This is a genomic window from Streptosporangium sp. NPDC023825 (genome assembly GCF_040639575.1).
Taxonomy (GTDB): domain Bacteria; phylum Actinomycetota; class Actinomycetes; order Streptosporangiales; family Streptosporangiaceae; genus Streptosporangium.
Map to the genome: position 1 here is coordinate 41,233 of NZ_JBFAAE010000053.1, position 23,077 is coordinate 64,309.

A 23,077-nucleotide genomic window follows, 5' to 3' on the forward strand; every position below is an offset into this window, starting at 1 on the left:
CATGATGCGTCAGCCGGCGAATCCCCTGGCCGGGGACCCGGCGCCGGGCCGCGAATCGGTGGCCATCGCCGGGGCGGGCCGGCCTGCCCCGCCCGCCGGCGTCTCGCCCGCCACGGCCCCGCCCGGTGTCGAGGCGGCCGTGTGGCACGCGCCGCGGCCGTCGGCGCGCACGACGATCCGGCCCGCCTCGACGCGGACGGCGGCCTCGGTCGCGTCGCTGACGGCCGGGACGCCGGCCGCCGCGGCCAGGGCGCCCGAGTCGTCCAGCACCACCTGCAGGCGCGGCCACGCTGAGGGCGGGAACGCCTGGCGCAGGCAGCCGCGGAAGTCGGCGACGGCCAGCCGGGCCAGCGGTGCCAGCTCGCCGGGGTCGCCGGTGACCAGGACGGCGGTGATCGCGGCACCCGCCGGTGCGGCCCGTACCGCCTCCTCGGCGGCCTCGAGCCGGTGCAGCCCGAGGATCGCCACCACGCCGTCACCGCCGTCGCCGGTGAGCCGCGCGGGCTCGCCGCGTACCGCGTCCACCGCCGGCGGCGGGGACCACGCCTCGTCGGCGGGCCGGGCCCGCGGGATCCACGGCGTGGACGGCCACCTGTCGTCGAGGTCGAGGCCGGCGAGCCGCTCGCAGGCGCCGACGATGGTGAAGGGATCGGTGAAGCCGGGGGCGGCGGCGGCCAGCTGGCTCGCGCCGTGCAGGGTCGTGAGCGTGGCCTCGGCCACGCGCATCAGGCGGCCGCCGGGGGTGGCGGGCGGGCGCAGGCGCTCCAGGGCGAGCCCGAGCAGGATCGCGTTCAGCTTCGTCAGCTGCGCGAACGGCCGCCGGGTCCGCTCGTCGGCGAGGATCTCCGGCATCAGGTCCACGCCGATCCTGGCCAGGCCGTGCCGCTCGTCGGTGGTCAGGGGAAGCCGGGCCAGCCAGGCGCGGGCGAACGCGCCGAGCGCCTCGCGGGGGGTGAGGCTCGGCTCCGGGTCCGGCGGCTCGGGGGCGCGCTCGGCGAGGTCGGCCAGGACCGTGAAGTACAGGGCCCGCTTGCCGGGGAAGTTGGAGTAGACCGCGCCGCGGGTGAGCTCGGCGCGCTCGGCGATGGCGTCGATCTTCGCATCGCGGAAGCCGCGCTCGGCGAACTCCTCCGCGGCCGCGGCCAGCATCCTGGCGCGGTTGCGCTCCTGCAGCTGCGCCCTGCTGAGCCGGGTCATCGCCCTCCTCGTCGTCGCGTTGCCGTCGATCCCGATCCAAGATACCGTGACCACTCAGATGACAGGATCATCTGTTTACATCATCTGAAATTCGGGAGGATTCATGACCGCTGCCGGCCAGGACGTGAGCGACATTCCCGAGGTCCCGGGGGTTCCCGAGATCCACCTCACCGACGCCGAGGTGCTGCGCGACCCCTTCGCCGCGTACGGGCGCGCCAGGGAGATCTCGCCGCTGGCGCGGCTGGTGGCCCCGGGCTTCGGCCCGATGCTGGCCCTCACCCGGCACGAGGACGTCAGGGCGATGCTGAGCGATCCGCGCTTCGAGATCAACGCCGCCAGCTTCATGCGGCCCGACGTGCCCGAGGACTGCCTGCCCTACATGCGGACCATGAGCGAGATGGACGGGCCAGAGCACCTGCGGCTGCGCCGGCTGGTGTCGCCGGCGTTCAGCGCGCGCCGTGCCGCCGAGTTCCGGCCGCGGATCGAGCCCATCGTCGACGCCCTGCTCGACGGCCTGCCCGGCGTGGCCGAGCAGGCCGAGCACGGCGTGGTGGACCTGCTGGGGCACTTCGCCCGGCCGCTGCCGATGGACGTCATCTGCGAGCTGGTCGGCATTCCCGCCGCCGACCGCCCGCGCTGGCGCGAGTACGGCGCCACCGTCGTGGGAGGCGGCGGCCAGAGGTTCGCCGAGGCCATCCCGGGCATCATGGAGGGCGCCAGGGCGGCGGTCGCGCGCCGGCGCGCCGAACCCGGCGACGACCTGCTGTCGGACCTCATCCGCGCCCAGGCCGACGACGGCGACCGGCTCAGCGACACCGAGCTGGTCACCATGGTCTGGCACCTGGTCCTGGCGGGGCAGACGCCCACGAACCTCATCGCCAACGCCGTGGAGGTCCTGCTCACCCACCCCGGCCACCTGGCCGCGCTGCGCGAGGACGCCGGGCTCATGCCACGCGCCGTCGAGGAGCTGACACGCTGGTGCGGTCCCACGCTGCTGTCGATTCCCCGCTACGCGCGCGAGGACGTCGAGCTGCACGGCACGCTGGTGCGCGAGGGCGAGCCCGTCACCGCCGCGATCGCCGCCGCCAACCGCGACCCGCGCGCGTTCGCCGACCCCGACCTGCTCGACCTGGGCCGGGCCACCGCGACGGCCGGACACCTCGGATTCGCCCACGGGCCGCATTTCTGCCTGGGAGCCTCGCTGGCCCGCGTGCAGACCGAGGTCGCGCTCACGGCGCTGCTGAGCCGCTTTCCCGGCCTGGCCCTCGCCCCGGAGAACGCGGGACGCGCGCCCGACCCGGGCACCTGGCGCCTGGCGTCGCTGCTCGTGACCCTCTGACCCCCTCTCCCAGCCCGTACGACCGTCGAGGAGACGTTTCCCATGGCACGCACCGGTGACCGCGGCGACCTGCTGAGATGCACGTTCTGCGGCAAGAGCCAGAAGCAGGTCATGCGGCTCATCGCCGGTCCCGGCGGCGTCTACATCTGTGACGAGTGCGTCGGGCTCTGCAACGAGCTCATCGAGGAGGAGTTCGGGGAGACCTCCGCCTCCTCCGGGGGCGGGCGCGGCGGGCCGCCGAAGCCGCGGGAGATCCACGACTTCCTCGATCTGTACGTCGTCGGGCAGGAGGACGCCAAGAGGTCGCTCGCGGTGGCGGTCTACAACCACTACAAGCGCGTGCGCGCGGACGGGCGACAGGCCTCGGGCGGGGAGCCGGTCGAGCTGGGCAAGTCCAACATCCTGCTGGTCGGCCCGACCGGCTCCGGCAAGACCCACCTGGTCCAGACGCTCGCCCGGATGCTCGACGTCCCGTTCGCGATCGCCGACGCCACCGCCCTGACGGAGGCGGGCTACGTGGGCGAGGACGTCGAGAACATCCTGCTCAAGCTGATCCAGGCCGCCGACCACGACGTCAGGAAGGCCGAGACCGGCATCGTCTACATCGACGAGATCGACAAGATCGCCCGCAGGGGCGAGAACCCGTCGATCACCCGCGACGTCTCCGGCGAGGGCGTGCAGCAGGCCCTGCTGAAGATCCTGGAGGGCACGACCGCGAGCGTGCCGCCGCAGGGCGGCCGCAAGCACCCGCAGCAGGAGTTCATCCAGATCGACACCACCGACGTGCTGTTCATCGTCGGCGGCGCGTTCTCCGGCCTGGAGCAGGTCATCGAGTCCAGGACCGGCCGCGGCGGCGCCGGATTCGGCGCCCCGATCCGGGCCGGGCGGGAGCGGGACGTCCTCGCCGAGGTCATGCCCGAGGACCTGCTGAGGTTCGGGCTGATCCCCGAACTGGTCGGCCGGCTTCCGGTGGTGACGACCTTCCAGCCACTGGATCGTGCGGCGCTGGTGCGGATCCTCACCGAACCGCGCAACGCCCTGATCAAGCAGTACCGCAGGCTCTTCGAGATGGACGGCGTCGAGCTGGAGTTCACCGAGGAGGCCGTCGGCGCGATCGCCGACCAGGCGCTGCTGCGGCGCACCGGCGCCCGCGCGACCCGCGCGATCCTCGAGGAGATCCTGCTCAACGTGATGTACGAGGTACCGGGCCGCGAGGACGTGGCCCGCGTCGTGATCGACCGCGACACCGTGCTCGGCAACGTCAACCCGACGCTGGTGCCGCGCCGCCACCCCGAGCGCGGGCCCGAGCGCCGCGACAGGTCCGCCTGAGAGCCCCGGAGCCGGCGGCCTCCGCCCCCGAGCAGCGGCCGATCGGCCGGCGACCCCCTGGAAACCACCGGTTTTCTACCTTCGGGGGAGCGGAACCTGACACGGCGCCCTCCTGCGGTGGACGGCCATCGCCGCCCCGAGCGCGAGGACGGCATACCCGCAGGTCACCGCCAAACCCGCCCATGGCGGGAGGGGGTAGTAGCCGCTGAGCGGTGACCGGTTCACGTCCACGTGCGCGAACGCGGGGACGCTCTGCGTGATCGCGAACCCGGCGGCAGGGGTGATCGTCAGCAGCCACGGCGCCAGGCCCGCGGTCGCCGGCAGGTAGGGCACGACGACCAGCGCGACGGCCAGCCCGACGGCGACGACACCCCGCCTGACCAGCGCGGCGAGGCCCAGGGCCAGCACGGCGGCGACCCCGGTCAACGCCGCGTAGCCGACGATCACCCGCAGCCCGGTACCCGGGGTGATCGGCTGGATCGGGTTCTGGTTGGCCCGCAACAGCGCCAGGCCGGCGGGGACCACGACCCCTGAGGCGGCCAGCCCCGCCACGAACGCGACCGCGCCGACCACGACGGCCTTGGCCGCCAGCAGGCGCGCGGGAGGCGGCCCGGCGGGCAGGCCGGTCCCGACCGGCCTGCGCCGGCGTTCCGCCGTGGCGAACGAGACCGCCACCACGAGCACCGGGATCAGCCCCACGACCCCGCCGACCAGCATGAGGTCGGCGCGCAGGCCGCCCTCCACCGTGGCGGGCCCGATGTCGCCGCTCCCGGTCACGAGGAGCTTGCCGCCGGACTCGACGACCCCGCCCGGGTGGTGCGGGGTCCTGCCGTCGGGCCCCAGGGAGACGCCGACGTCGTCACGTCGCCACGAACCGTTCGCGCCCCGCAGTCCGATCTGGTCGAAGGTGGCGGTGGCCTGGGCGAAGGCTTTCGCCGACTCCCACAACACGCCCGGCGAGGTGGCGAACATCCCGATCTCGACCGTCTGCGGCAGCCCGGGCAGCGTGACCGTGCCGACCTCGGTCCACGTCCTGCCGTCGCCCGACTCGTAGCCGGTGAGGGTGTCGCCCGACCTGGTCAGCCGCAGCCACCGGGGTCCCCGCACGGGACCGCCTGCCACGTCGTGGACGAAGTTGTGCTGCATCCGCACGCCGTGGCCACCGGTGATCATGACGGCGGCGTACGGCGTGCCCTGCACGAGGCTCTGCCTGACGAGCAGCCCGGCCTTCGCCCACGGCACCACCCCCTCCCTGACGTTGCGCACCCCGGGTACGGCGTCCGGCAGCCGCATCTGCCCGGTCATGTCCGAGACGCGGGCGGTGATGCCGCCGTTCCCCTTGAGCGGCTGGTGCACGAAGTAGTACCTGTCCTTCACCGCCGTGCCGTCGGGTCCCACCAGGGGCGCGGGGCAGGGGCCCTCGCCCCGCGAGGTCACGCAGGTGCTGCGGGCGCCTCCGGCGATCAGCAGCCCGAGCGACACGGTGACCAGCACGGAGGCCGCCAGGGTGAGCACCCGACCCCGCGAGGAGCGGAACACGGCCCACTGCGCGCGCAGCAACCGAGGAAAGCCGTCCCGCCCGGCCCTCCGGCCGGGTCGGTGAGGCGTGAATGAACTCATGCCGACGGTTGTACGCGGCCCCCGGTTCCGGCCGGGTCGCGGCGGCCGCGACCTGGCTGGAACCGGGGATCTGTCATCGTTGGCCCATGGCACCTCGACCCGTCGGCCGCTCCGGCCGCCCTGTCCGCACGACGACCGGTGGTGAGCGGCGGTGAGGGTCCTCGTCGTCGAGGACTTCGAGGTCCTCGCCCGCTCCATCGGAACCGGGCTGCGCCGCGAGGGCATGGCCGTCGACGTCGTCCTGGACGGGACCTCCGCCCTCGACCGCCTGGCCGCCACCCGCTACGACGTGGTGCTCCTCGATCGCGACCTGCCCGGCGTCCACGGGGACGAGATCTGCCGGCGGCTCGCCCAAGGCCGCTGCGAGACCCGCGTGCTGATGCTCACCGCCTCCGGCACGATCGAGGACCGCGTCGACGGGCTCGGCCTCGGCGCCGACGACTACCTGCCCAAGCCGTTCGCGTTCGCCGAACTGGTCGCCCGCGTCCGTGCCCTGGCCCGCCGCGCCACCCCGCCGCTGCCGCCCACCCTGGCGTGCGGGGACATCACCCTCGATCCGGCCCGCCGTGCCGCGTTCCGGGCCGGTCGGCGCCTCGAGCTGAGTCCCAGGGAGTTCGCCCTGCTCGAATGCCTGCTCGCCGTGCCCGGCGTGGTCATCTCCGCCGAGGAACTGCTCGAACGTGTCTGGGATGAGGCCGCCGACCCCTTCAGCAGTGCCGTCAAGCACACCGTGCACCGGTTGCGGGCCAAGCTCGGCGACCCGCCGGTGATCGAGACCATCCGCGAGGGCGGCTACCGCATCGGATCGTCGTGACCTCCCGCAAGCTCGCCAGAAGGTCCTTGCAGACGCGGCTCGCGCTCGCCTACGCGGCGGGCATCTACGCCGCCGGGGTCCTGGTGGTCGTGTTCGTCGCCGTCCCGCTCGCCGGCATCGACGCGGCCATCCCCAAAGGCCGTCCCTCGTCGGGCGCGATCACCGACACCGGGCCCGGAATCGGCCCGCCCCAGCTCCTGGCGGGATCCGCCGTCGCCCTGGTCCTGCTGGTTCCCCTGGCCCTGGCTCTGGGATGGTTCGTCGCCGGCCGCTTCCTGCGCCCGCTGCGCGCCGTCGTCGCCACCGCCCAGGTCATCTCCGCCGGAAACCTTCACCGGCGCCTCGATCTCGGCGAGCCCACGGACGAGCTGACCGAGCTCGGCCACACCCTCGACGACCTGTTCGCCCGCCTGCACGCCTCCTTCGACGCCCAACGCCACTTCGTCGCCAACGCCTCCCACGAGCTGCGCACCCCTCTCGCCGGCCTGCGCACCCTCCTCGAGGTCGCCCTCGCCGATCCCGACGCCGACGCCGGCACCCTGCGCTCGGCCTGCCAGGAGGCCCTCGCCCTGGGGGCACACCAGGAGCGGCTCGTCCAGGCACTGCTCGCTCTGGCCACCAGCGAGCGCGGCGTCACCCGCTGGGACACCCTCGACCTCGCCCACATCGTCGCAGGAGTGCTCGACTCCCGCCGCGACCAGGCGGCGGAGACGGGCGTCGACCTGGCCGGAGACCTGAGGCCCGCGGTGACGACCGGGGATCCGAGACTGATCGAGAGCCTCGTCGCCAACCTCGTCGACAACGCCATCCGCCACAACCGCGAGGACGGGCACGTGAAGGTCACCACCCGGACCTCCGGCGCGCAGGTGACCCTCACGGTCGCCAACAGCGGGCCCGTCATCCCCGGCGACCAGATCCAGCGCCTCTTTCACCCCTTCCAGAGACTGGCACCCGAACGCCACGGCCGCCGCGACGGCTACGGCCTCGGACTCGCCATCGTCAACGCCGTCACCCAGGCCCACCACGCCACCCTCACCACCGGCGCGCGCCCCGAGGGCGGCCTGACCATCACCGTGCGGTTCGCGCACGGATCCCATCCGGACCACCCCTGACGGCAGGTCCGGCCCGCGTGCGCGCCGGGACGCCGCCGGCCTCGATCAGCGGGTGTCGTGCCCGCCCGCCAGGCGTGCCGCCCTGGCGTGCAGGTAGCGCTGCTGCGGCAGGCTGGTCGCGCGCCGGGCCGCCTCCCGGTAGTGGTCACGGGCCGCCACGTGATCACCGGCCATCTCCAGCAGGTGCGCGCGGACCGCGTGCAGCCGGTGGTCCCCGGCGATCCGCCCGTCGGCCGCGAGCGGATCGAGCAGGCCGAGCCCGGCGTGCGGGCCGCGGGCCATGGCCACCGCCACCGCGTGGTTCAGCGCCACCATCGGGTTGTCGGAGATCCGCATCAGCAGCTCGTACAGCGCGGTGATCTGCGGCCAGTCGGTCGCCTCGGCGCTCGGCGCCTCGTCGTGGAGCGCGGCGATCGCCGCCTGCAGCTGGTACGGGCCGGCCGTGCCCCGGGGGAGCGCGCCGGTGATGAGCGCCACGCCCTCGGCGACGGCCTCGGCGTCCCACAGGCTCCGGTCCTGCTCGGCCATCGGGACCAGCCCGCCGTCCGGCCCGGTACGCGCCGGCCGGCGCGCGTCGGTGAGCACCATGAGCGCGAGCAGCCCCGTCACCTCGCCGTCGCCGGGCAGCAGCCGGTGGACCATCCGGGTCAGCCGGATCGCCTCCGCCGACAGCTCGACGCGCTGCAGGTTCGGCCCCGAGGTGCTGGCGTAGCCCTCGTTGAAGATCAGGTAGAGCACGTGCAGGACCACGCGGAGCCGTTCGGCGCGCTCGGGGCCCGAGGGGATGCCGAACGGGACGCCGCTGTCCCTGACGCTGCGCTTGGCCCGGGTGATGCGCCTCGTCATGGTCGCCTCCGGCACGAGGAACGCCCGGGCGATCTCCGCGGTGGTCAGGCCGCCGACCGCCCGCAGGGTGAGGGCGATCTGGGAGGCGGCCGACAGCGAGGGGTGACAGCACATGAACAGCAGGATGAGCGTGTCGTCGGACTCCGAGGCGGGCCGGTCGGCGGCGGGCGCGAGCCACTGGCCGGGCAGCGCCCGCCGGGCGACGGTGTCCTCACGGCGCCGGCGCGCCTGCTCGGCGCGCAGCAGGTCGGTCAGCCGGCGCGAGGCGACCGTGATCAGCCAGCCCAGCGGGCTGTCGGGGAGGCCGTCCTTCGGCCACTGCGTGGCGGCGGCGAGGAGCGCCTCCTGCGTCGCGTCGTCGGCGGCGTCGAAATGCCCGTAGCGCCGTACCACCGCGCCGAGGACCTGCGGCGCCAGGCGGCGCAGCAGGTCCTCGAACTCGGTGCCGGGCACGGAGACGATCAGATCGCCGGCTCGCCCTGGAACTCCTCGACCGGCCGTACGTCGGCGTAGGAGTTGGCGGCGAGGTCCCCGGGGGCGGGGCACTCCCCGAGGCGGGCGGCGATCTCGGTCGCCCGGTCGAAGCTCTCGCACTCCACGATCCAGTAGCCGGCCAGGACCTCCTGGGTCTCGGCGTAGGGGCCGTCCGTCACGACCGGGACACCGTCCTTCAGCCCCACCCTGCGGGTGTGGACCGGGGCGGCCAGCCCCCGCGTCTCGACGAACTCGCCGGACTCCTCCAGGTCCCTGGAGAACGCCTCCATGAACGCGTGCATCGGCGCGAAGTCCTCCGGGGACAGGGACGGCCGGTCGCCGTCCTTGCCCGCCATGGCGTCGTAGTCCCGCTGCGAGCCGTACATCAGGATCATGTACTTCATGGTGTCTTCCTCTCCGCCGGCGCCGCCGTGGCGCCCGGCACCGGAGACGTCGGAGCCGCGGGCCCCCACCGGACATCCGCCCGCGGCCGGATCGCGAAATCGACCGGATCGCCGGACCGCCGCCCGCTCGCGCCGGCTCCCCAGGCTATTCGACGTCTGCGCCGGCCGCCTGTCAGGTGACGGGAATCAGGTCCGGGCCCACGACGTGCCCCTGGTGGGGCTCGGGGTCGTTCTGGTCGTGGCGGAAGTGCCCGGCGTACCAGACGACGACGTTGGTGGCGCTGACGCTCTCGCCGTTGACGAAGCGGTTCAGCGTCGCCCGGTTGTCGGGGCCGGTGTTGCCGTCGTACAGCTCGGCCGGGTGGTGGCGCAGGAACCACAGGTCGGCGACGCCGTAGGGGTCGGTGGTGTTGTCGTGCTCGCCGGGGTGTATCCGCCATCCCCGGCCGCTGTTCCTGTCGGTGACCTGCCAGTACAGGGCGGGGTGGCGCCGTTTGCGGGCGACCTCCCGCACGATCGGCACCGCCTGGGGAACGGTCGAGCCGGTGTCGTCGAACTGCTCGATCACGTCGTTGGCCGACCCCTCCACGTCGAAGTCGAAGCGCCAGTAGACGTGGTGGCGGTGGCGCATGCAGGTGCGCGGGTTGCGCACCCCGGCGAAGCCGAAGCGCGGCCTGATCGTGCCGTCGTCGGTCAGGCGCCACTCGGAGGCGTAGCGGTACCAGCCGGCCGCCAGCTCGCTGACGATCCGCAGCTCGCCGCCGTCGTGGTGGAAGGCCACTCCCTGGAAGTTGCCGGCGTCGTTGTCGGGCCGCTCCAGGATGGTCCGGGGCGGCCCGGTGCAGACGCGCCACCCCCAGCCCACCGGCTCGGTGCCGGTCGCCGAGAAGCGGGTCTCCTCGTACTGCCAGTCGCGGTAGGTGACGCCGTCCTCCTCGTACTGGACGTTGAGGATCGGCACGTGCGCCTGGCGCAGCACGAGCCTGCCCCAGTGACGCACGTCCCGCAGCTCGACCCCCGAGCCGTCGCCGGGGTCGATGGGCGTCGAGGCGCGCGGACGCACCACGATCATGTTCCACAGCTCGGTGGTGCCGTCGACCACGCGCAGCCGCACCTGGTCTGGGCCGCCCCGGTCGCGCAGGCTCTCCACGGGGACGGGCAGGTGCGACTCGCAGTCGCCCGGGTGGTGCGTCGCGACGCCGACCCCGGCGGGGGACCAGTCGACGACGCCGGCGGCGACGTCCACCGCGACGACGCGGTGCCGGGTGGCGCCCGAGGGGTCGTAGACGCCCAGGGTGGGGCGGCGGGTGGTGGTGCCGTCGGGGTTGTCCAGGTCGGCCAGCGGCGGCATCGGCTGGTAGACCAGCACGTCGTCCCCGGCGGGGAAGCGCGCGTCGGCGCGCAGGACCGCCGCGGCGGCCCTCAGCTCCTCGTGGCGCGGGTTGGGCCGGTGGGCGCTGGGCAGCACCTGCGCCTCCTCGGGCCGGTCCAGGGTCCCGCGCAGCTCGACCCCCCGGTTGGAGACCGGGTCGAACACCCCCGCCCGGAACGGTGCGCCCTCGTCCGGGTCGTGGCCGAGCGCCACCGCGGGACCCACGATCAGCCGCCCGGGCTCGGCGCCCTCCAGGTGGGCCAGGACGTCGGGGTGGGCCGCGGCCACCTCCCGTACCCGCTCGGCCGCCAGCTCCGTCCGTCCGACCGCCTCGATGATCACTTGTACGGTCATGGTGGTCTCCCCGTCGCGACGTCCGATGGCCGTGCCGCCCCCCGACACACGGCGCCTCCCTGTCATATCGCCCCGCTCCGGCGCTGGGAAGACCCTGGATCTTCGCGTACGGCGTCACAGGGCTTGATCGGCAACGGAACGGTGTCACGACATCGGGCTGGAGCTGCTGAACGGACCCGCTCCGGAGCTCGTCGCACAGACCCGGGTGGAGGACCTGGCCGGCCTCAACGCCCCGAGGCGTCGATGTCGTGGGCACGGTGCAGGCCCGGCTCCGGTGCAGGTGCCCGGTCAGCCGGGTGACTGTGGTGCGGGGCAGCGCGCGAGGGACCCACGTCGTCACCCTGTTGACCGCACGCCGCAGGTAGGAACGGGTACAACGCTTCGAACGGGCCGCTGCACAGCCGAGCGTGCTCGCCCTGTGTCCCATCACGGATATTCACAACACCCTGGCCGGGACGTTGCTGGAAAACAGGTCCTTCATCAAGGACCGAGTCATCGCGGGCGACACCCACTACAACAAGTTCACCACCGCGCCGGCCAATCCGCCGGCCGAGGAGAACCTCTGCGGAACGCATGTGCCATGGTCGTTCACGACCGATTCCTTGAGGGAGCGGCGGCGTGCCCGCCGCTCCCTCGCTGCGCGACGTCGATCCGGAGCTCCATGAGGCTCTGATCGCGACAGGTGCCTTCCACCATCGCTGGATCTGCAAGCTCATCGCCGATCGCATGATCCAGCGATATTTCACTCAATGGCCGGAAGTAGCCAAGGCCACGCAGGCGGCGGCCGACCGGGACACTTCAACGGTCATCACTTTGATGCCGGGGCTCGTCGATCAGAACATCCGGCTCGGCAAGCAGTGGTTCGACCGGCCCGGCGGCGAGTCCCGCGAGGAGGACCGCGGCTGGATGCGCTGGCAGGCGGCGATCGCGGCGAGGCTCGCCATCACCGCGCTCGTACGGGAAGCGGACGACCCGCTCGTGCGGGACGGCTTCGAGCTGCTCGTGCCCGTCAGGAACGCCCTGGGCAGGGGGTGGCCCGAGCTTCGCAGGCAGATCCTGAAGAGGATCACCCCGATCTGAGGCACCGCGATGTCCCGTTCCACGGGATGGTGCGTCTCGAGCAACCTCCCGATCAGGGTGACCCCGAGGGGCGATATCGATCGGGCCGCCAGATCGAGGCCGAGGCGGCGGCCCATGTCGATGTCGTCGGCCTTCACCGGCTTCTGGCCGGCGATCCTCTTCGTCCGCGGCGGCAGCGTGAACTCCCTCAGCCGCGGTCGAGCCGGATGGCGATGTCGCGCACCTGCCGGTTGGCGGGGAAGAGGCCGTAGTTGTAGTTGACGGCGCCGGTGAGCAGGTTGATGCCGTAGAACCCGTAGCGCCCGCCGACCTTCAGCGCGGCGAAGGCGCTGTTGGAGACGGTGACGCCGTTGCGCAACGAGCTGTGGACGTCGAAGCCCGCCGCGCCGGTCGCGGCCACGCGCAGGTTGCCGGTCGCCACCAGCGTGCCCGCGTTGGCGGGGGACTGCAGGCTCACCCGGGCGGCCGTGGTGTCCACGTCGAAGAGCGTCGTGGCGGTGGCCGGGCTGAGGTCGTTGTTGGTGTATCCGGCGCCCGAGACGCCGGTCGCGACCGCTTCCGCGACGACCGGCGCGAAGGACGGGTCGCCCGGCGCACCGGCCGCCGGGGCGGTCGGCGGGTCGCTCGGCGGGCGGGTCTGCGGGCCGGTCAGCGGCCCGTCGGCCACGGTCTGCCCCGCGGCCGGCGCGCCCGCCGGGTCGTCGAGGTTGTGGCGCAGGTTCTGCCCGGTGTCGCTGATCACGCGCAGCCGGTCGGCGGCGGGGTTGAAGTCGACGCCGAAGTCGACGCCGCTCAGCGGCACGGTCAGCTGCGAGACCTTGACCGCCCTGGCCGGCCCGCTGAGCGTGTAGACGCCGCCCTGGTTCCCGACGCCGTAGAGCTTGCCGTTGCGCACGCGGTAGTCGATGCCCACGAGCGCGGTGTCGCCGGCGAGCCCGCGGACCCTGCCGAGGTCGCGGGTGCGGCCGGGGGAGCGGATCTCGAAACCCACCAGGCGCTGGTCGCCGGTGAGCCCGATGACGTCGATGCCGGGCCTGAGCCCGGCCATCGCCGGCGCGCTGCCCGCCACCGTGCTCGCCATCGTGCCCAGCGCCACCACGGCGGCGATGAGTGTCCTTCGCATGTGCCTCTCCTTCTGCGGTCGGGTGCCACGGCACCCGCGTCTTCGGCGACAGGGCCGTTACGGATCGCAGAGACTTCATCACACACGGCGACGGCGTGGCCCGTGAAAGGGCCCCGGATCACCGGCGTGTCTGGGATCGGCCTCCGATCCGCCCCGCCCGCACCCGGACGGAGCCTGGCGAAACCAGCGAAACCCCGCCCTCGCGTCGCGGTCGCGCGTTCCGCCGCGCCCGCCCGGGCCGGGCGAGGACGGGCGAGGACGGGAACTCCGCCGCGAACGCGCGGACCACGTATTCCAAGATTTTCGATACCGATGCCGTGCGAATCGCCCTGTTCAACGAATTCGTGCGACGGATCAATCCGGTGGCACGCCGGCCCGGAATGTTTCCGGCCGCCTTGACGAGGTAGAGGGACGGCTCGAACAGCGCGATCACAACGGGGTCCGGCTTTTCGGCGGACGAAAGGGGATTGACATGAACGATCGTCGAGCTCGCTTATGGCGATATGGTCTTCTCGGTCTCATGGACATGCGAGAAAACGGCACTCCTTTGTCGCGAGTGGCTCTTTTCGGCCTCGCGGCAGGTACCGTCGGAGGCTTCCTGATAAGCCTCCTCTACATGTGGTTCGACACCGAAGCCGGACAGGACTTCGTCTTCAGATGGCCGATAGCCGTCAGCTTCACGATCGGCATGGGGCTGATGATGGCTCTTGTCGCGGTCTCCAGCATGCGCAACTACCGGAAGAAGGCGGCCCGCGCGGCATCCGGCTCGACGGAGCGCGTCACGACCGGCGAAATCCGATAGGCATTCCGATCTCACGACTTCCGGCCGGACGAATGGCTTCCGGCCGCGTTCCCCGATCCCGGCGGGCGAATCCGGGCGTGTGACGCGGGCATGTGGGCGCCGGCGTCACACGCCCGCCGAAACGACTCCCGCAATTCACGGGGTACCGCCCGCCGGGGAACGCGTACGCGAGCGATCCCCGCACGAGTCACCTTCCGGGAGGCTGCGGGGAACTGCGGGGGACTCCGCGGCGGGAGAACACGCGCTCGGGGTTTCTGCGGCTGTCCTACACTTGCGCGAGCGGGTTCAGCGCGAGGGAGGTGGCGTGCAGCCGGAGCAACGCGGGGTCACGGGTGTCTCCATCTCGGCCGTCCTCGAACGCATCACCTACGCCAACGAGGAGACCGGCTACACCATCGCCCGGGTGGCCACCGACCGTTCCGGCGCCGACCTGCTGACCGTGGTCGGGCCGCTGCTGGGCGCCCAGCCGGGTGAGTCGCTGCGGCTGACCGGGCGCTGGGCCTCCCATCCCAAGTACGGCAAGCAGTTCGAGGTGTGGTCCTACGCCACCGTGCTGCCCGCCACCATCCAGGGCATCCGGCGCTACCTGGGCTCCGGGCTGATCAAGGGCATCGGGCCGAAGATGGCCGAACGGATCGTCGACCACTTCGGCGTCGACACCCTGGAGGTCATCGAGACCACCCCCGAGCGGCTGGTGGAGGTCCCCGGGCTCGGCCCCAAGCGGACCAAGATGATCGGCGTCGCCTGGGAGGAACAGAAGATCATCAAAGAGGTGATGATCTTCCTGCAGGGGGTCGGCGTGTCCACCTCGATCGCGGTCCGCATCTTCAAGCAGTACGGCGACAGGTCCATCACGGTCGTCAAGAGCGAGCCGTACCGGCTGGCCGACGACGTGTGGGGCATCGGTTTCAAGACCGCCGACACCATCGCCCAGGCGGTGGGCATCCCGCACGACAGCCCCGAGCGCGTCAAGGCGGGCCTGCGCTACACCCTGTCCCAGGCCGCCGACGACGGCCACTGCTACCTTCCGGCGCCCAACCTCGTCGGCGACGCGGTGAAGATCCTGGAGGTTCCCGCCGAGCTGACCGCGCGGTGCCTGGAGGAGCTGGTCGCCGAGGAGGGCGTGGTCCGCGAGGACGTCCCGGTCGGCGACGGCAGCGTCCCGGCGGTCTACCTGGTGCCCTTCCACCGCGCCGAGCTGTCCCTGGCCGGCGCGCTGCGCTCCCTGCTGGCCTGCGAGCACGACCGCCTAGGCGCCTTCGCCTCCGTCGACTGGGACGCGGCGCTGAAATGGCTGCGCACCCGGACCGGCGCCGAGCTCGCCGAGGAGCAGGCCCACTCGGTACGGCTGGCGCTGACGGAGAAGGTCGCGGTGCTGACCGGCGGCCCCGGCTGCGGCAAGAGCTTCACCGTACGCTCCATCGTCACCCTGGCCCGAGCCAAGAAGGCCAAGGTGATCCTGGCCGCGCCCACCGGCAGGGCGGCCAAGCGCCTGGCGGAGCTGACCGGCCACGAGGCCACCACCGTGCACCGGCTGCTGCAGCTGCGTCCCGGCGGGGACGCCACCTTCGACCGCGACAACCCGCTGGACGCCGACCTGGTCGTGGTCGACGAGGCCTCGATGCTGGACCTGCTGCTGGCCAACAAGCTGGTCAAGGCCGTCGCCCCGGGCACGCACCTGCTCTTCGTGGGAGACGTCGACCAGCTGCCCTCGGTCGGCGCGGGCGAGGTGCTGCGCGACCTGCTGGCCGCCGAGGAGGAGATCCCCCGGGTGCGGCTGACCCACATCTTCCGCCAGGCCCAGGAGTCGGGGGTGGTCGTCAACGCCCACCGGGTCAACACCGGCCTGCCCCCGGCGCTGGAGGGCATGACCGACTTCTTCCTGTTCCCCTGCGAGGAGCCCGAGGAGATCGCGGCGCTGACCGTGGACGTGGTCGCCAACCGCATCCCGCGCAAGTTCGGCCTCAACCCGCGCCGCGACGTGCAGGTCCTGTCGCCGATGCACCGGGGCCCGGCCGGGGCCGGCAACCTCAACAACGCGCTGCAGGAGGCGCTGACCCCCTCCAGGGAGGGCATGCCCGAACGCCGCTACGGCGGGCGGGTCTTCCGGGTCGGCGACAAGGTCACCCAGCTGCGCAACAACTACGAGAAGGGCGCGGCGGGGGTGTTCAACGGCACCGTGGGCATGGTGGTCGACATCAGGCCCGACGACCACAAGCTGACCGTGCTGACCGACGAGGACGAGAACGTCGAGTACGCCTTCGACGAGCTGGACGAGCTGGCCCACGCCTACGCGGTGTCGATCCACCGCTCCCAGGGCAGCGAGTACCCGGCGGTGGTCATCCCGCTGTCCACCAGCGCGTGGATGATGTTGCAGCGCAACCTGCTCTACACCGCGATCACCCGGGCCAAGAAGCTCGTCGTCATCGTCGGCTCGCGCCGCGCGCTGGCCCAGGCGGTGCGCACCCGGGGAGCCGGGCGCCGCCACACCAGCCTCACCCACCGCCTGCGCGGCCACTGAGGGCCCCTATGGTCAGCGGTGCCGCGTCGGCCGCCAGGCCGGTGAGGCCCAGCAGGCGGGCCAGGGCCTCGTGCCCGGCGCGGGTGACGTTCAGGGCACGCCCTGAGCCGATCCGGCCGACCCAGCCGCGTTCCAGCGCGGTCGCGCACAGCACGGCCCCGGCGGTGCCGGCCAGGTGGTGACGGCGTTCGGTCCAGTCCAGGCAGGGCCGGGCCAGCGGGCGGCGCCCGCCGCCGGGCAGCGGCGCCCCCAGCTCGACGGCGAACCACGACAGTCCCTCGTCGCTGAGCGCGAACCCGGCGTCCTGGCGCAGCAGGCCGCGGGCGGTGAGCGCGTCGGTGATCGCCACGCCGAGCCGCCCGGCCAGGTGGTCGTAGCAGGTCCGGGCCCCGGCCAGCGCGCGGGCCGCGCTCGCGGCGCGCAGCGTCGCGGGCCGGGCGGCGGCGGCCCCGAGGCCGGCGTGGGCGGCCAGGTCCTCGACGAGCCGGGCCACCTCCGGCCCGGCCAGGCGCACGTACCGGTGGCGTCCCTGGCGCTCCTCGGCCAGCAGGCCGCCGCCGACGAGCTGGGACAGGTGCTCGCTGGCGGTCGAGGCCGCGACCCCCGCGTGCCGGGCCAGCTCCCCGGCGCTCCAGGCCCGCCCGTCCAGCAGGGCCAGGCAGAACGTGGCGCGGGTGCCGTCGGCGAGCAGGGCGGCCAATGCCGCCAGCGGGACCGGGGTGGTCGACGTCATGGTCTCCATCATCGGCCAGGGACGCTTCGGCGCCGGCCGAAGCGTCCCCGCTATCGCCGGCCGGCGGCGCTCACTCCTGCTCCTGGGGGAGCTTGAAGAGCTGGTCGAGGGCGGTCACCCGCAGCAGGTGGCGCAGGTAGGGGGTGAGGGCGACGATCCGCATGACGATGCCGTGCTCGCCGGCGGAGTTGTAGACGTTGATCAGGGCCGCCACCCCCGAGGAGTCGATGAACTCCAGGCCCGACAGGTCCAGATCGAGGTTGCGCACCTCCCCGGGCAACAGCTCCTGCGCGAAGCCGAAGAGCTCGGGAGCCGTGTCGTAGTCGAGGTCACCGCTGAGGACGAGCAGGGTGGTGTCCGGAGCGGCGACGCGCACCTCGGTACGGAACGGGGTCTTGTCGAACATCAACCGTCAAATCTCCTGATCGGTGCCGGGGGCGGGTGCCGCCTCGATCCCCTGGACCAGCATGTGGCGGGCACGGGGGAAGTCTCGCAGCTCGTCGTGGAAAACGCGCAATCCCACCGTCAGGGCCTCGGCGGGGACCCCGCGTGCCGCGAGCACGGCGCCGGTCCAGCCGATGAAGCCGGTGAACAGCGGTGCGTCGTCGACGTACAGGGCCGCGGACAGGAAGTCGAGCAGGTGGCCCAGGTCGGCGGCGGTGGCGTCGAGCTGGTGGAGGTCGTAGGCGGCCATCGGCGGGTAGGCGCGGGCCAGGGTCTCCATCGCCCGGGTGAGCAGCTCGGCGCGCCGGCGCGTCAGGTGGGTGTACTCCTCGTCGGCGAGGTGGGCCGGCGCGTCGGCGGGGCGGGGCGGGCCGGTCAGGTCTCCGCGCTCCAGCCGGCCGGCCGCGACGTCGGCGGTGGGCGCCCAGGCGTCGGCGCCCAGCAGTCGGGCGTAGCGGCCGTCGGCGCCGAAGCCGGCCCCGCCGGCCATGACCGGCACTCCGACGGCCTGGCAGGCGGTGAGGGTGGCGTGCGCCCGGGGCAGGCGGGTGGCCAGCGCGCAGCCCAGCGCGACCGCGTCGGGCCCGGTCTGGTGCAGGTGGGTGATCAGGTGCGGACCGGGCACGCTGGCGCCCAGGAAGTCGACCCGCCAGCCGCGCAGGCGCAGGACCTCGGCCAGCAGGCGGGTGGGCAGCGCGTGGTACTCGCCATCGGCGCAGGCGACGGTGAGGCGCCCGCGGGTGGGCTCGGGCCGGACGCGGGCGGCGATCGCGGCGACGGCGCGCTCGCTGACGGCGGTGGCGCCGTGCTCGCGGGCGATGGACCACTCGTTGGCCGCCCACAGCTCGCCGACGCGCCGCTGGGCGGGGGCGATGAGCTCCAGCAGCAGCCGCTCGGCGTCCACGCCCTCCTCCAGCAGGCCGAGCGCCAGGTCGATGGCGGCGAACTCGTCGGCCCGCCCGATGTGCCCCAGGTACCGCTCGACGGCCTCGCGCAGGTCCGCGGCCGTGCCTCCAGCGTCTCCAGCGCCTCCCGCGCCCGCCGCGCTCCCGGTGCTCGGCGAGGTGCTCAGCGTGCTCATCGGGCCGGCCTCGCCTGCACCGCCAGCAGTGCCCGGTCGTCCTGGACGTCGCCGCCCAGCCAGTCGGTGCTGATCTGCTCCAGCCGCTCGACCAGTGCCGCGACCGGCATGCCCGCGCAGCCTGCCAGGGCGGCCTTCAGCCGCTGGGTGCCGTACATCTCCCTGCCGGTGGGGCCGCCGAAGGCCTCGGTGATGCCGTCGCTGTAGAGCAGGCACACCTCGCCAGGGGCCAGGTCGACGCCGACGGGGGCCAGGACGGTGTCGGCGAACGCGCCGAGCATGGAGCCGTGGGCCGTGCTCTCCTGCACGGTGCCGTCGAGGCGCAGGATCAGCGGCGCCGGGTGCCCGGCGACCGCCAGGTCCACGCGTACGTGCCCGTCCGGGGTGGCGCTGAGCGTGCCGAGCACGAGGGTGGCGTAGGAGTTGGGCGTGGGCGAGCCTCGCAGGGAGCGGTTGAGCAGGGCCACCAGCCGCTCGGGGCGCTCCTCCAGCAGCAGCAGCGTGCGCAGGCAGTGGCGGATGTGCCCGGTCAGGACGGCGGCGCGGGCGCCCTTGCCGCAGACGTCGCCCAGCACCACCAGCGGCTCGCCGGGCCTGCCGGTCTCGGGCAGGTAGACGTCGTAGAAGTCGCCGCCGATGAGCCCGGCCTGGCGGGCGGCGCGCAGCGATCCGGCCAGCTCCAAACCGGCCAGGGCGGGCAGCGGCGGGGGCAGCAGGTCATTGCTGAGGATCGCGTTGGTGGCGCTCTGCTCCTGGTAGAGGGCGGCGGCGGAGATGGCCGCCCCGGCCCGGGCGGCGAAGATCCGCACCAGGGTCTCGGCGTCCTCGTCGAAGGGCGGGCCGTCCTCGTGGCGGGCGAGCACGAGCGCCCCGGCGGGCACCCCGTTGCCGGGCAGCGGGGTGACGAGGAGGTGCCCGGCCGCCCCGAACCTGTCGGGCAGCAGCCAGCCGGGCACCTGGCCCGGATCCAGCCAGCGGCTGGGCACGGGCGGGAAACCCGCCAGCGCCTCGGCCAGGCCGGGCACCTGCGCGGTGTCGGCGACGGCGACGTTGCCCTCCTGCAGGGCGCGGTCGGTGCTGGTCAGGCGCAGCCAGCCGGCGTGGCGGCGCCCCGAGGGCGGCAGCACGACCATGGCGGCGTCGGCCAGGAAGGGGGTGGCCAGCTCGATCGCGGTACGGGCGCAGCGGCGCATGTTGAGCGAGGCCGACAGCCTGCGGCCCGCCTCGATGAGGAAGTCGGTGCGCCGGCGCTCGGCCAGCAGCGCGTCGGTCCTGGCGGACTCGGCGGTGACGTCACGCAGGTACCAGGCCCGGTGGGTGAGACCGAAGACCTCGCGGCGCACCCGGATCCGGCGCCGCCCGTGATCGCTCTCGCGGCTCTCGCCCTCGGGGTGGTCGTCCTCGAACAGGGACGCGGCCGGGCCCGAGCGCAGGGGGCGGCCGGGGACGATCTCGGGTGCCATCTCGGCCGCGGCGGCGTTCAGCATCACCACGACGCCGTCGGTGCCGCACAGCACGACCCCCTCGCCACTGGCCTCCACGATGGCGCGCAGCAGCTCCTCGCCCGGTGCCCGCGGGACGTCGCGCTCGTCATCCGCGTCGCGGTCGAGGTCGGCGTCCACGTCGACGTCCAGGCCGGCGGTGAGCGCGTGGCCGGGGTCGCGCAGGGAGGGAGGTCTTGTCATCACCCAGGGCTTCCGTGTGGAGAGGGATCGATCAGATTATCTTCCGTCCGCCGTCGGGGCGGGCCGGGGGGATCCGGTACGCGACGCCAGGGGTCTTCGACTGTCCCATGCCCCTCGGGCGGCTGTTGATGCGGCCGGGGCGCGACGGATCGTGGCCCGATGTCGCCCGCGCGGGTGCTCACCCCGCCGGAGCGGCCCTTTTACGTCCAGCCCCGTGACGTGGGAACTTTGCCTTTTCCTGACTCTCGGTTGGCATTTTTCTGACTTTACGAAGAGTCCGAAACGTTACCAAATCGGGCGCAACCATGTTCAGTCATCATGCATCTCCTATTAGTGTTTTAAGAGCAGTTTGCTGTAGTTGGGGAGAGAAATTGTGCTGATCGTGGAACGCCGACGCCTCAGGACGCCGCTGGCCGGTCTGGCCCTGGCGACCGCGGCGGTGCTGGTCACCGCCTGCTCCGGAGGGGCGGCCCCGGAGGCCTCCGCCGGTCCCGGCTCCGAACCGGGCGCCGTCGCCGCCACCGCTCCGGCCGCGACGGAGATAAAGATCAGCCCGGCCAAGGGCAGCAAAACCGTGCGCCCGAACAAGAAGGTCGTCGTCGCGGCCTCCAACGGCGCGTTGGAGGAGGTCACCGTGGAAAGCGGCGGCCGCAAGCTGGAGGGCGACTTCGACGCCGAGCGCACGAAGTGGGTCTCCTCCACGCCCATGATGCCGGACAGTGACTACACCGTGTCGGCACGGGCGGTGGACGGCACGACCGCCGCCGGTTCCTTCAGGACGCTCAAGCCCGAGCACGAACTCGAGGTGGCGGACGTGACCCCGGCGATCAAGGGGGAGAAGGTCGGCGTGGGGGCGCCGATCATCGTCACCTTCAACCAGCAGATCGCCAACAAGGCCGGGGTGGAGAAGGCCCTGGAGGTCAAAGCACAAAAGCCAGTACAGGGCGCGTGGCGGTGGATCAACGACACAACCGTGATCTACCGGACCGCCAAGTTCTGGCAGCCGCACCAGAAGGTGACTTTCACCGCCCGCCTCAAGGGCGTGCAGGGCGGCAAGGACATGTACGGCGTCAAGGACATGACCAAGGTCATCCAGATCGGCGCGGCCCAGATCTCCACGATCGACACCCGCAAGCACAAGATGATCGTCAAACGGGACGGCAAGGTCGTGCAGACCATGCTGATCAGCGCGGGCAACGCCACCACCCGTGAGTACACCACCACCAGCGGCGTCCACCTGGCGATGGGCAAGGCCAACCCCGAGCGCATGATCTCCCCGGGCCGCAAGAAGGGCGACCCCGGCTACTACGACCTGATGATCAACCACGCGGTCCGTTTCTCCAACAGCGGCGAGTACGTGCACGCGCTGAACAACGTGTGGGCCCAGGGACGCCGGAACGTCAGCCACGGGTGCATCAACTCCCGCCCCGACCAGGCCCGGTGGTTCTACAACCAGGTCCAGCGCGGCGACGTGATCACCATCAGGGGCACCGACCGCGAGATGGAGTGGAACAACGGCTGGGGCTTCTGGCAGATGTCGTTCAAGGAATGGCGCAAGGGCAGCGCCCTGGCCTGACCACCCCGGGCCCTGGCCTGACCACCCCGGCTCCGGGGCCCGTCCGCGGCGGCTCGCGGGCGGGCTCCGTGCCGGGTGACCCGGACGTGATCTCGAGGTGTGATCTCGGGGCCGCGGTGGAGGTGTGATCTGGGGACGGCGGTAAGGGCGGTGAAAAACGGGCCGCGCCCGGCCGGGCGGGCGCGGTAGCGTGTGCGGCGAACACGGCGGCGGGCCGGCGTCGGGCAGACGCTGGGCGTGGCCGATGAGGACGTTCTCGGGGGAGGACCGTGTGAGGCTCCAGGCGCAGGTGCTCATCTTCGACGCCGACGACACGCTGTGGGAGAACAACGTGCTGTTCGAGCGGGTCGTCGAGGACTTCCTCGACTGGCTGGCGCATCCGACCCTGGAGCGGGCCCAGATCCGCGCCGTCCTCGACGACATCCAGGCGGCCAACGCCGTCACCCACGGCTACGGCAGCACGATGTTCCTGCGCAGCCTCGGCGAGTGCTTCGAGCGGCTGAGCGAGCGCCCCGCGACCGAGGCCGAGCGCCGCCGCATCGACGAGCTGGCCCTGGCCCTCGTCGAGCGCCGGGTGGAGCTGGTCGAGGGTGTCGCCGAGACGCTCACGGCCCTGGGCGAGCGCCACGAGCTGCTGCTGCTCACCAAGGGCGACCTGGACGAGCAGCGGCGCAAGCTGGAGGCCTCGCGGCTGGCCCACCACTTCCGCGACGTGCACATCGTGGCGGAGAAGGACGTCGGCACCTACCGGTGGCTGGCCCGCGAGCACGCGCTGGCGCCCGCGACAACCTGGATGATCGGCAACTCCCCGAAGTCGGACATCCTTCCGGCCCGGCAGGCGGGGATGAATGCCGTGTTCATCCCCAACGACCACACCTGGGCGCTGGAGCAGAGCGACCTCGACCCCGGTGACGAGCGGGTGCTGCGACTGGGCAGGTTCCCCGAGCTGCTGGACCACTTCTGAGGGGTGGCCTCAGAGGGCGGTTCGCGAGTCGATGCCTGTGATGTCACAGTGTGAGCGGGTGGACATTTAGCGTTACAGCTGGCTGGTGGGCCAGGATGTGCTGGGATGACCGGGTGAGCGAGCGCAAGCCGTACCCCAGCGACTTGTCCGACGAGCAGTGGGCGCTGATCGAACCGGTGATTACGGCATGGAAGGCCGCGCACCCGT

19 protein-coding genes and 1 pseudogene are annotated in these 23,077 nt (G+C 72.7%); 10 read left to right on the forward strand and 10 right to left on the reverse strand.

Annotated elements, in window-relative coordinates; translation table 11 throughout:
- Positions 1–9: 9 nt before the first annotated feature.
- Entirely contained in the window at positions 10–1,197 is a 1,188-nt protein-coding gene (locus AB0G15_RS33025; protein WP_362847423.1) for a TetR/AcrR family transcriptional regulator, read from the reverse strand.
- 103 nt (positions 1,198–1,300) lie between these two features.
- Here AB0G15_RS33025 and AB0G15_RS33030 point away from each other — a divergent pair, with 103 nt between their 5' ends.
- Complete coding sequence (locus tag AB0G15_RS33030; RefSeq protein ID WP_362847371.1) at positions 1,301–2,536, forward strand: cytochrome P450; 1,236 nt, start codon at positions 1,301–1,303, stop codon at positions 2,534–2,536.
- Positions 2,537–2,578: 42 nt separating this feature from the next.
- Complete coding sequence (gene clpX / locus AB0G15_RS33035) at positions 2,579–3,865, forward strand: ATP-dependent Clp protease ATP-binding subunit ClpX (RefSeq protein WP_362847374.1); 1,287 nt, start codon at positions 2,579–2,581, stop codon at positions 3,863–3,865.
- A 75-nt stretch (positions 3,866–3,940) separates the two neighbouring features.
- Here clpX and AB0G15_RS33040 read toward each other — a convergent pair whose 3' ends face one another.
- Positions 3,941–5,485: a hypothetical protein gene (locus AB0G15_RS33040; RefSeq protein ID WP_362847376.1), complete on the reverse strand. Its 1,545-nt coding sequence runs from the start codon at positions 5,483–5,485 to the stop codon at positions 3,941–3,943.
- Between the two features lie 151 nt (positions 5,486–5,636).
- On the opposite strand from AB0G15_RS33040, the gene AB0G15_RS33045 reads away from it, so the two are divergent.
- Entirely contained in the window at positions 5,637–6,299 is a 663-nt protein-coding gene (locus tag AB0G15_RS33045) for a response regulator transcription factor (RefSeq protein WP_362847378.1), read from the forward strand.
- Positions 6,296–7,411: a HAMP domain-containing sensor histidine kinase gene (locus tag AB0G15_RS33050; protein ID WP_362847381.1), complete on the forward strand. Its 1,116-nt coding sequence runs from the start codon at positions 6,296–6,298 to the stop codon at positions 7,409–7,411. The genes AB0G15_RS33045 and AB0G15_RS33050 overlap by 4 nt, the downstream gene beginning before the upstream one ends.
- Positions 7,412–7,456: 45 nt before the next feature.
- Here the strand turns inward: AB0G15_RS33050 and AB0G15_RS33055 are convergent, their stop codons facing one another.
- The 3 genes from AB0G15_RS33055 to AB0G15_RS33065 all read right to left on the reverse strand — a co-directional run bounded on the left by AB0G15_RS33055 (position 7,457) and on the right by AB0G15_RS33065 (position 10,861).
- Positions 7,457–8,719, reverse strand: coding sequence for a DUF6596 domain-containing protein (locus AB0G15_RS33055; protein WP_362847426.1), 1,263 nt, complete (start codon positions 8,717–8,719; stop codon positions 7,457–7,459).
- Positions 8,719–9,135, reverse strand: a complete 417-nt coding sequence (locus AB0G15_RS33060) for a YciI family protein (protein ID WP_362847384.1) — start codon at positions 9,133–9,135, stop codon at positions 8,719–8,721. The genes AB0G15_RS33055 and AB0G15_RS33060 overlap by 1 nt, the downstream gene beginning before the upstream one ends.
- Before the next feature lie 172 nt (positions 9,136–9,307).
- Positions 9,308–10,861 (reverse strand): hypothetical protein, encoded by a 1,554-nt coding sequence (locus tag AB0G15_RS33065; protein ID WP_362847386.1) that lies wholly within the window; start codon positions 10,859–10,861, stop codon positions 9,308–9,310.
- 618 nt (positions 10,862–11,479) lie between these two features.
- Here AB0G15_RS33065 and AB0G15_RS33070 point away from each other — a divergent pair.
- Positions 11,480–11,941: a hypothetical protein gene (locus tag AB0G15_RS33070; RefSeq protein ID WP_362847389.1), complete on the forward strand. Its 462-nt coding sequence runs from the start codon at positions 11,480–11,482 to the stop codon at positions 11,939–11,941.
- A 187-nt stretch (positions 11,942–12,128) separates the two neighbouring features.
- On the opposite strand, the gene AB0G15_RS33075 is transcribed toward AB0G15_RS33070, so the two are convergent.
- The gene (locus AB0G15_RS33075; protein WP_362847392.1) at positions 12,129–13,064 is read right to left on the reverse strand and encodes a DUF4394 domain-containing protein; all 936 of its coding nucleotides are present in this window, start codon (positions 13,062–13,064) and stop codon (positions 12,129–12,131) included.
- 520 nt (positions 13,065–13,584) lie between these two features.
- On the opposite strand from AB0G15_RS33075, the gene AB0G15_RS33080 reads away from it, so the two are divergent.
- Entirely contained in the window at positions 13,585–13,866 is a 282-nt protein-coding gene (locus tag AB0G15_RS33080; protein ID WP_362847394.1) for a hypothetical protein, read from the forward strand.
- Between the two features lie 304 nt (positions 13,867–14,170).
- On the forward strand, positions 14,171–16,387 hold the full coding sequence (locus AB0G15_RS33085; protein WP_362847398.1) for an ATP-dependent RecD-like DNA helicase: 2,217 nt from the start codon (positions 14,171–14,173) through the stop codon (positions 16,385–16,387).
- Here the strand turns inward: AB0G15_RS33085 and AB0G15_RS33090 are convergent.
- The 4 genes from AB0G15_RS33090 to AB0G15_RS33105 all read right to left on the reverse strand — a co-directional run bounded on the left by AB0G15_RS33090 (position 16,362) and on the right by AB0G15_RS33105 (position 20,330).
- Positions 16,362–17,120 carry a helix-turn-helix domain-containing protein gene (locus tag AB0G15_RS33090; RefSeq protein ID WP_362847401.1) on the reverse strand — a complete coding sequence of 253 codons (759 nt, stop codon included), beginning with the start codon at positions 17,118–17,120 and terminating at the stop codon, positions 16,362–16,364. The two genes, AB0G15_RS33085 and AB0G15_RS33090, sit on opposite strands and share 26 nt — an antisense overlap.
- A 70-nt stretch (positions 17,121–17,190) precedes the next feature.
- The gene (locus AB0G15_RS33095) at positions 17,191–17,526 is read right to left on the reverse strand and encodes an STAS domain-containing protein (RefSeq protein WP_362847404.1); all 336 of its coding nucleotides are present in this window, start codon (positions 17,524–17,526) and stop codon (positions 17,191–17,193) included.
- A 6-nt stretch (positions 17,527–17,532) separates the two neighbouring features.
- Positions 17,533–18,645, reverse strand: a complete 1,113-nt coding sequence (locus tag AB0G15_RS33100; RefSeq protein ID WP_362847407.1) for a cobalamin-dependent protein — start codon at positions 18,643–18,645, stop codon at positions 17,533–17,535.
- Positions 18,642–20,330: a SpoIIE family protein phosphatase gene (locus tag AB0G15_RS33105; protein WP_362847410.1), complete on the reverse strand. Its 1,689-nt coding sequence runs from the start codon at positions 20,328–20,330 to the stop codon at positions 18,642–18,644. The genes AB0G15_RS33100 and AB0G15_RS33105 overlap by 4 nt, the downstream gene beginning before the upstream one ends.
- Positions 20,331–20,712: 382 nt before the next feature.
- Here AB0G15_RS33105 and AB0G15_RS33110 point away from each other — a divergent pair, with 382 nt between their 5' ends.
- The 3 genes and pseudogenes from AB0G15_RS33110 to AB0G15_RS33120 all read left to right on the forward strand — a co-directional run.
- Positions 20,713–21,906, forward strand: a complete 1,194-nt coding sequence (locus tag AB0G15_RS33110; RefSeq protein ID WP_362847413.1) for an Ig-like domain-containing protein — start codon at positions 20,713–20,715, stop codon at positions 21,904–21,906.
- Positions 21,907–22,177: 271 nt separating this feature from the next.
- Entirely contained in the window at positions 22,178–22,870 is a 693-nt protein-coding gene (locus AB0G15_RS33115; RefSeq protein WP_362692135.1) for an HAD family hydrolase, read from the forward strand.
- A 113-nt stretch (positions 22,871–22,983) separates the two neighbouring features.
- Positions 22,984–23,077: pseudogene (locus tag AB0G15_RS33120) on the forward strand (IS5/IS1182 family transposase); the annotation flags it as partial.

Coding starts and splice junctions, on each gene's coding strand:
- AB0G15_RS33025 (WP_362847423.1), bottom strand. CDS start 1,197: ATGACCCGGCTCAGCAGGGCGCAGCTGCAGGAGCGCAACCGCGCCAGG.
- AB0G15_RS33030 (WP_362847371.1), top strand. CDS start 1,301: ATGACCGCTGCCGGCCAGGACGTGAGCGACATTCCCGAGGTCCCGGGG.
- clpX (WP_362847374.1), top strand. CDS start 2,579: ATGGCACGCACCGGTGACCGCGGCGACCTGCTGAGATGCACGTTCTGC.
- AB0G15_RS33040 (WP_362847376.1), bottom strand. CDS start 5,485: ATGAGTTCATTCACGCCTCACCGACCCGGCCGGAGGGCCGGGCGGGAC.
- AB0G15_RS33060 (WP_362847384.1), bottom strand. CDS start 9,135: ATGAAGTACATGATCCTGATGTACGGCTCGCAGCGGGACTACGACGCC.
- AB0G15_RS33065 (WP_362847386.1), bottom strand. CDS start 10,861: ATGACCGTACAAGTGATCATCGAGGCGGTCGGACGGACGGAGCTGGCG.
- AB0G15_RS33075 (WP_362847392.1), bottom strand. CDS start 13,064: ATGCGAAGGACACTCATCGCCGCCGTGGTGGCGCTGGGCACGATGGCG.
- AB0G15_RS33080 (WP_362847394.1), top strand. CDS start 13,585: ATGGACATGCGAGAAAACGGCACTCCTTTGTCGCGAGTGGCTCTTTTC.
- AB0G15_RS33090 (WP_362847401.1), bottom strand. CDS start 17,120: ATGACGTCGACCACCCCGGTCCCGCTGGCGGCATTGGCCGCCCTGCTC.
- AB0G15_RS33095 (WP_362847404.1), bottom strand. CDS start 17,526: ATGTTCGACAAGACCCCGTTCCGTACCGAGGTGCGCGTCGCCGCTCCG.
- AB0G15_RS33100 (WP_362847407.1), bottom strand. CDS start 18,645: ATGAGCACGCTGAGCACCTCGCCGAGCACCGGGAGCGCGGCGGGCGCG.
- AB0G15_RS33105 (WP_362847410.1), bottom strand. CDS start 20,330: ATGACAAGACCTCCCTCCCTGCGCGACCCCGGCCACGCGCTCACCGCC.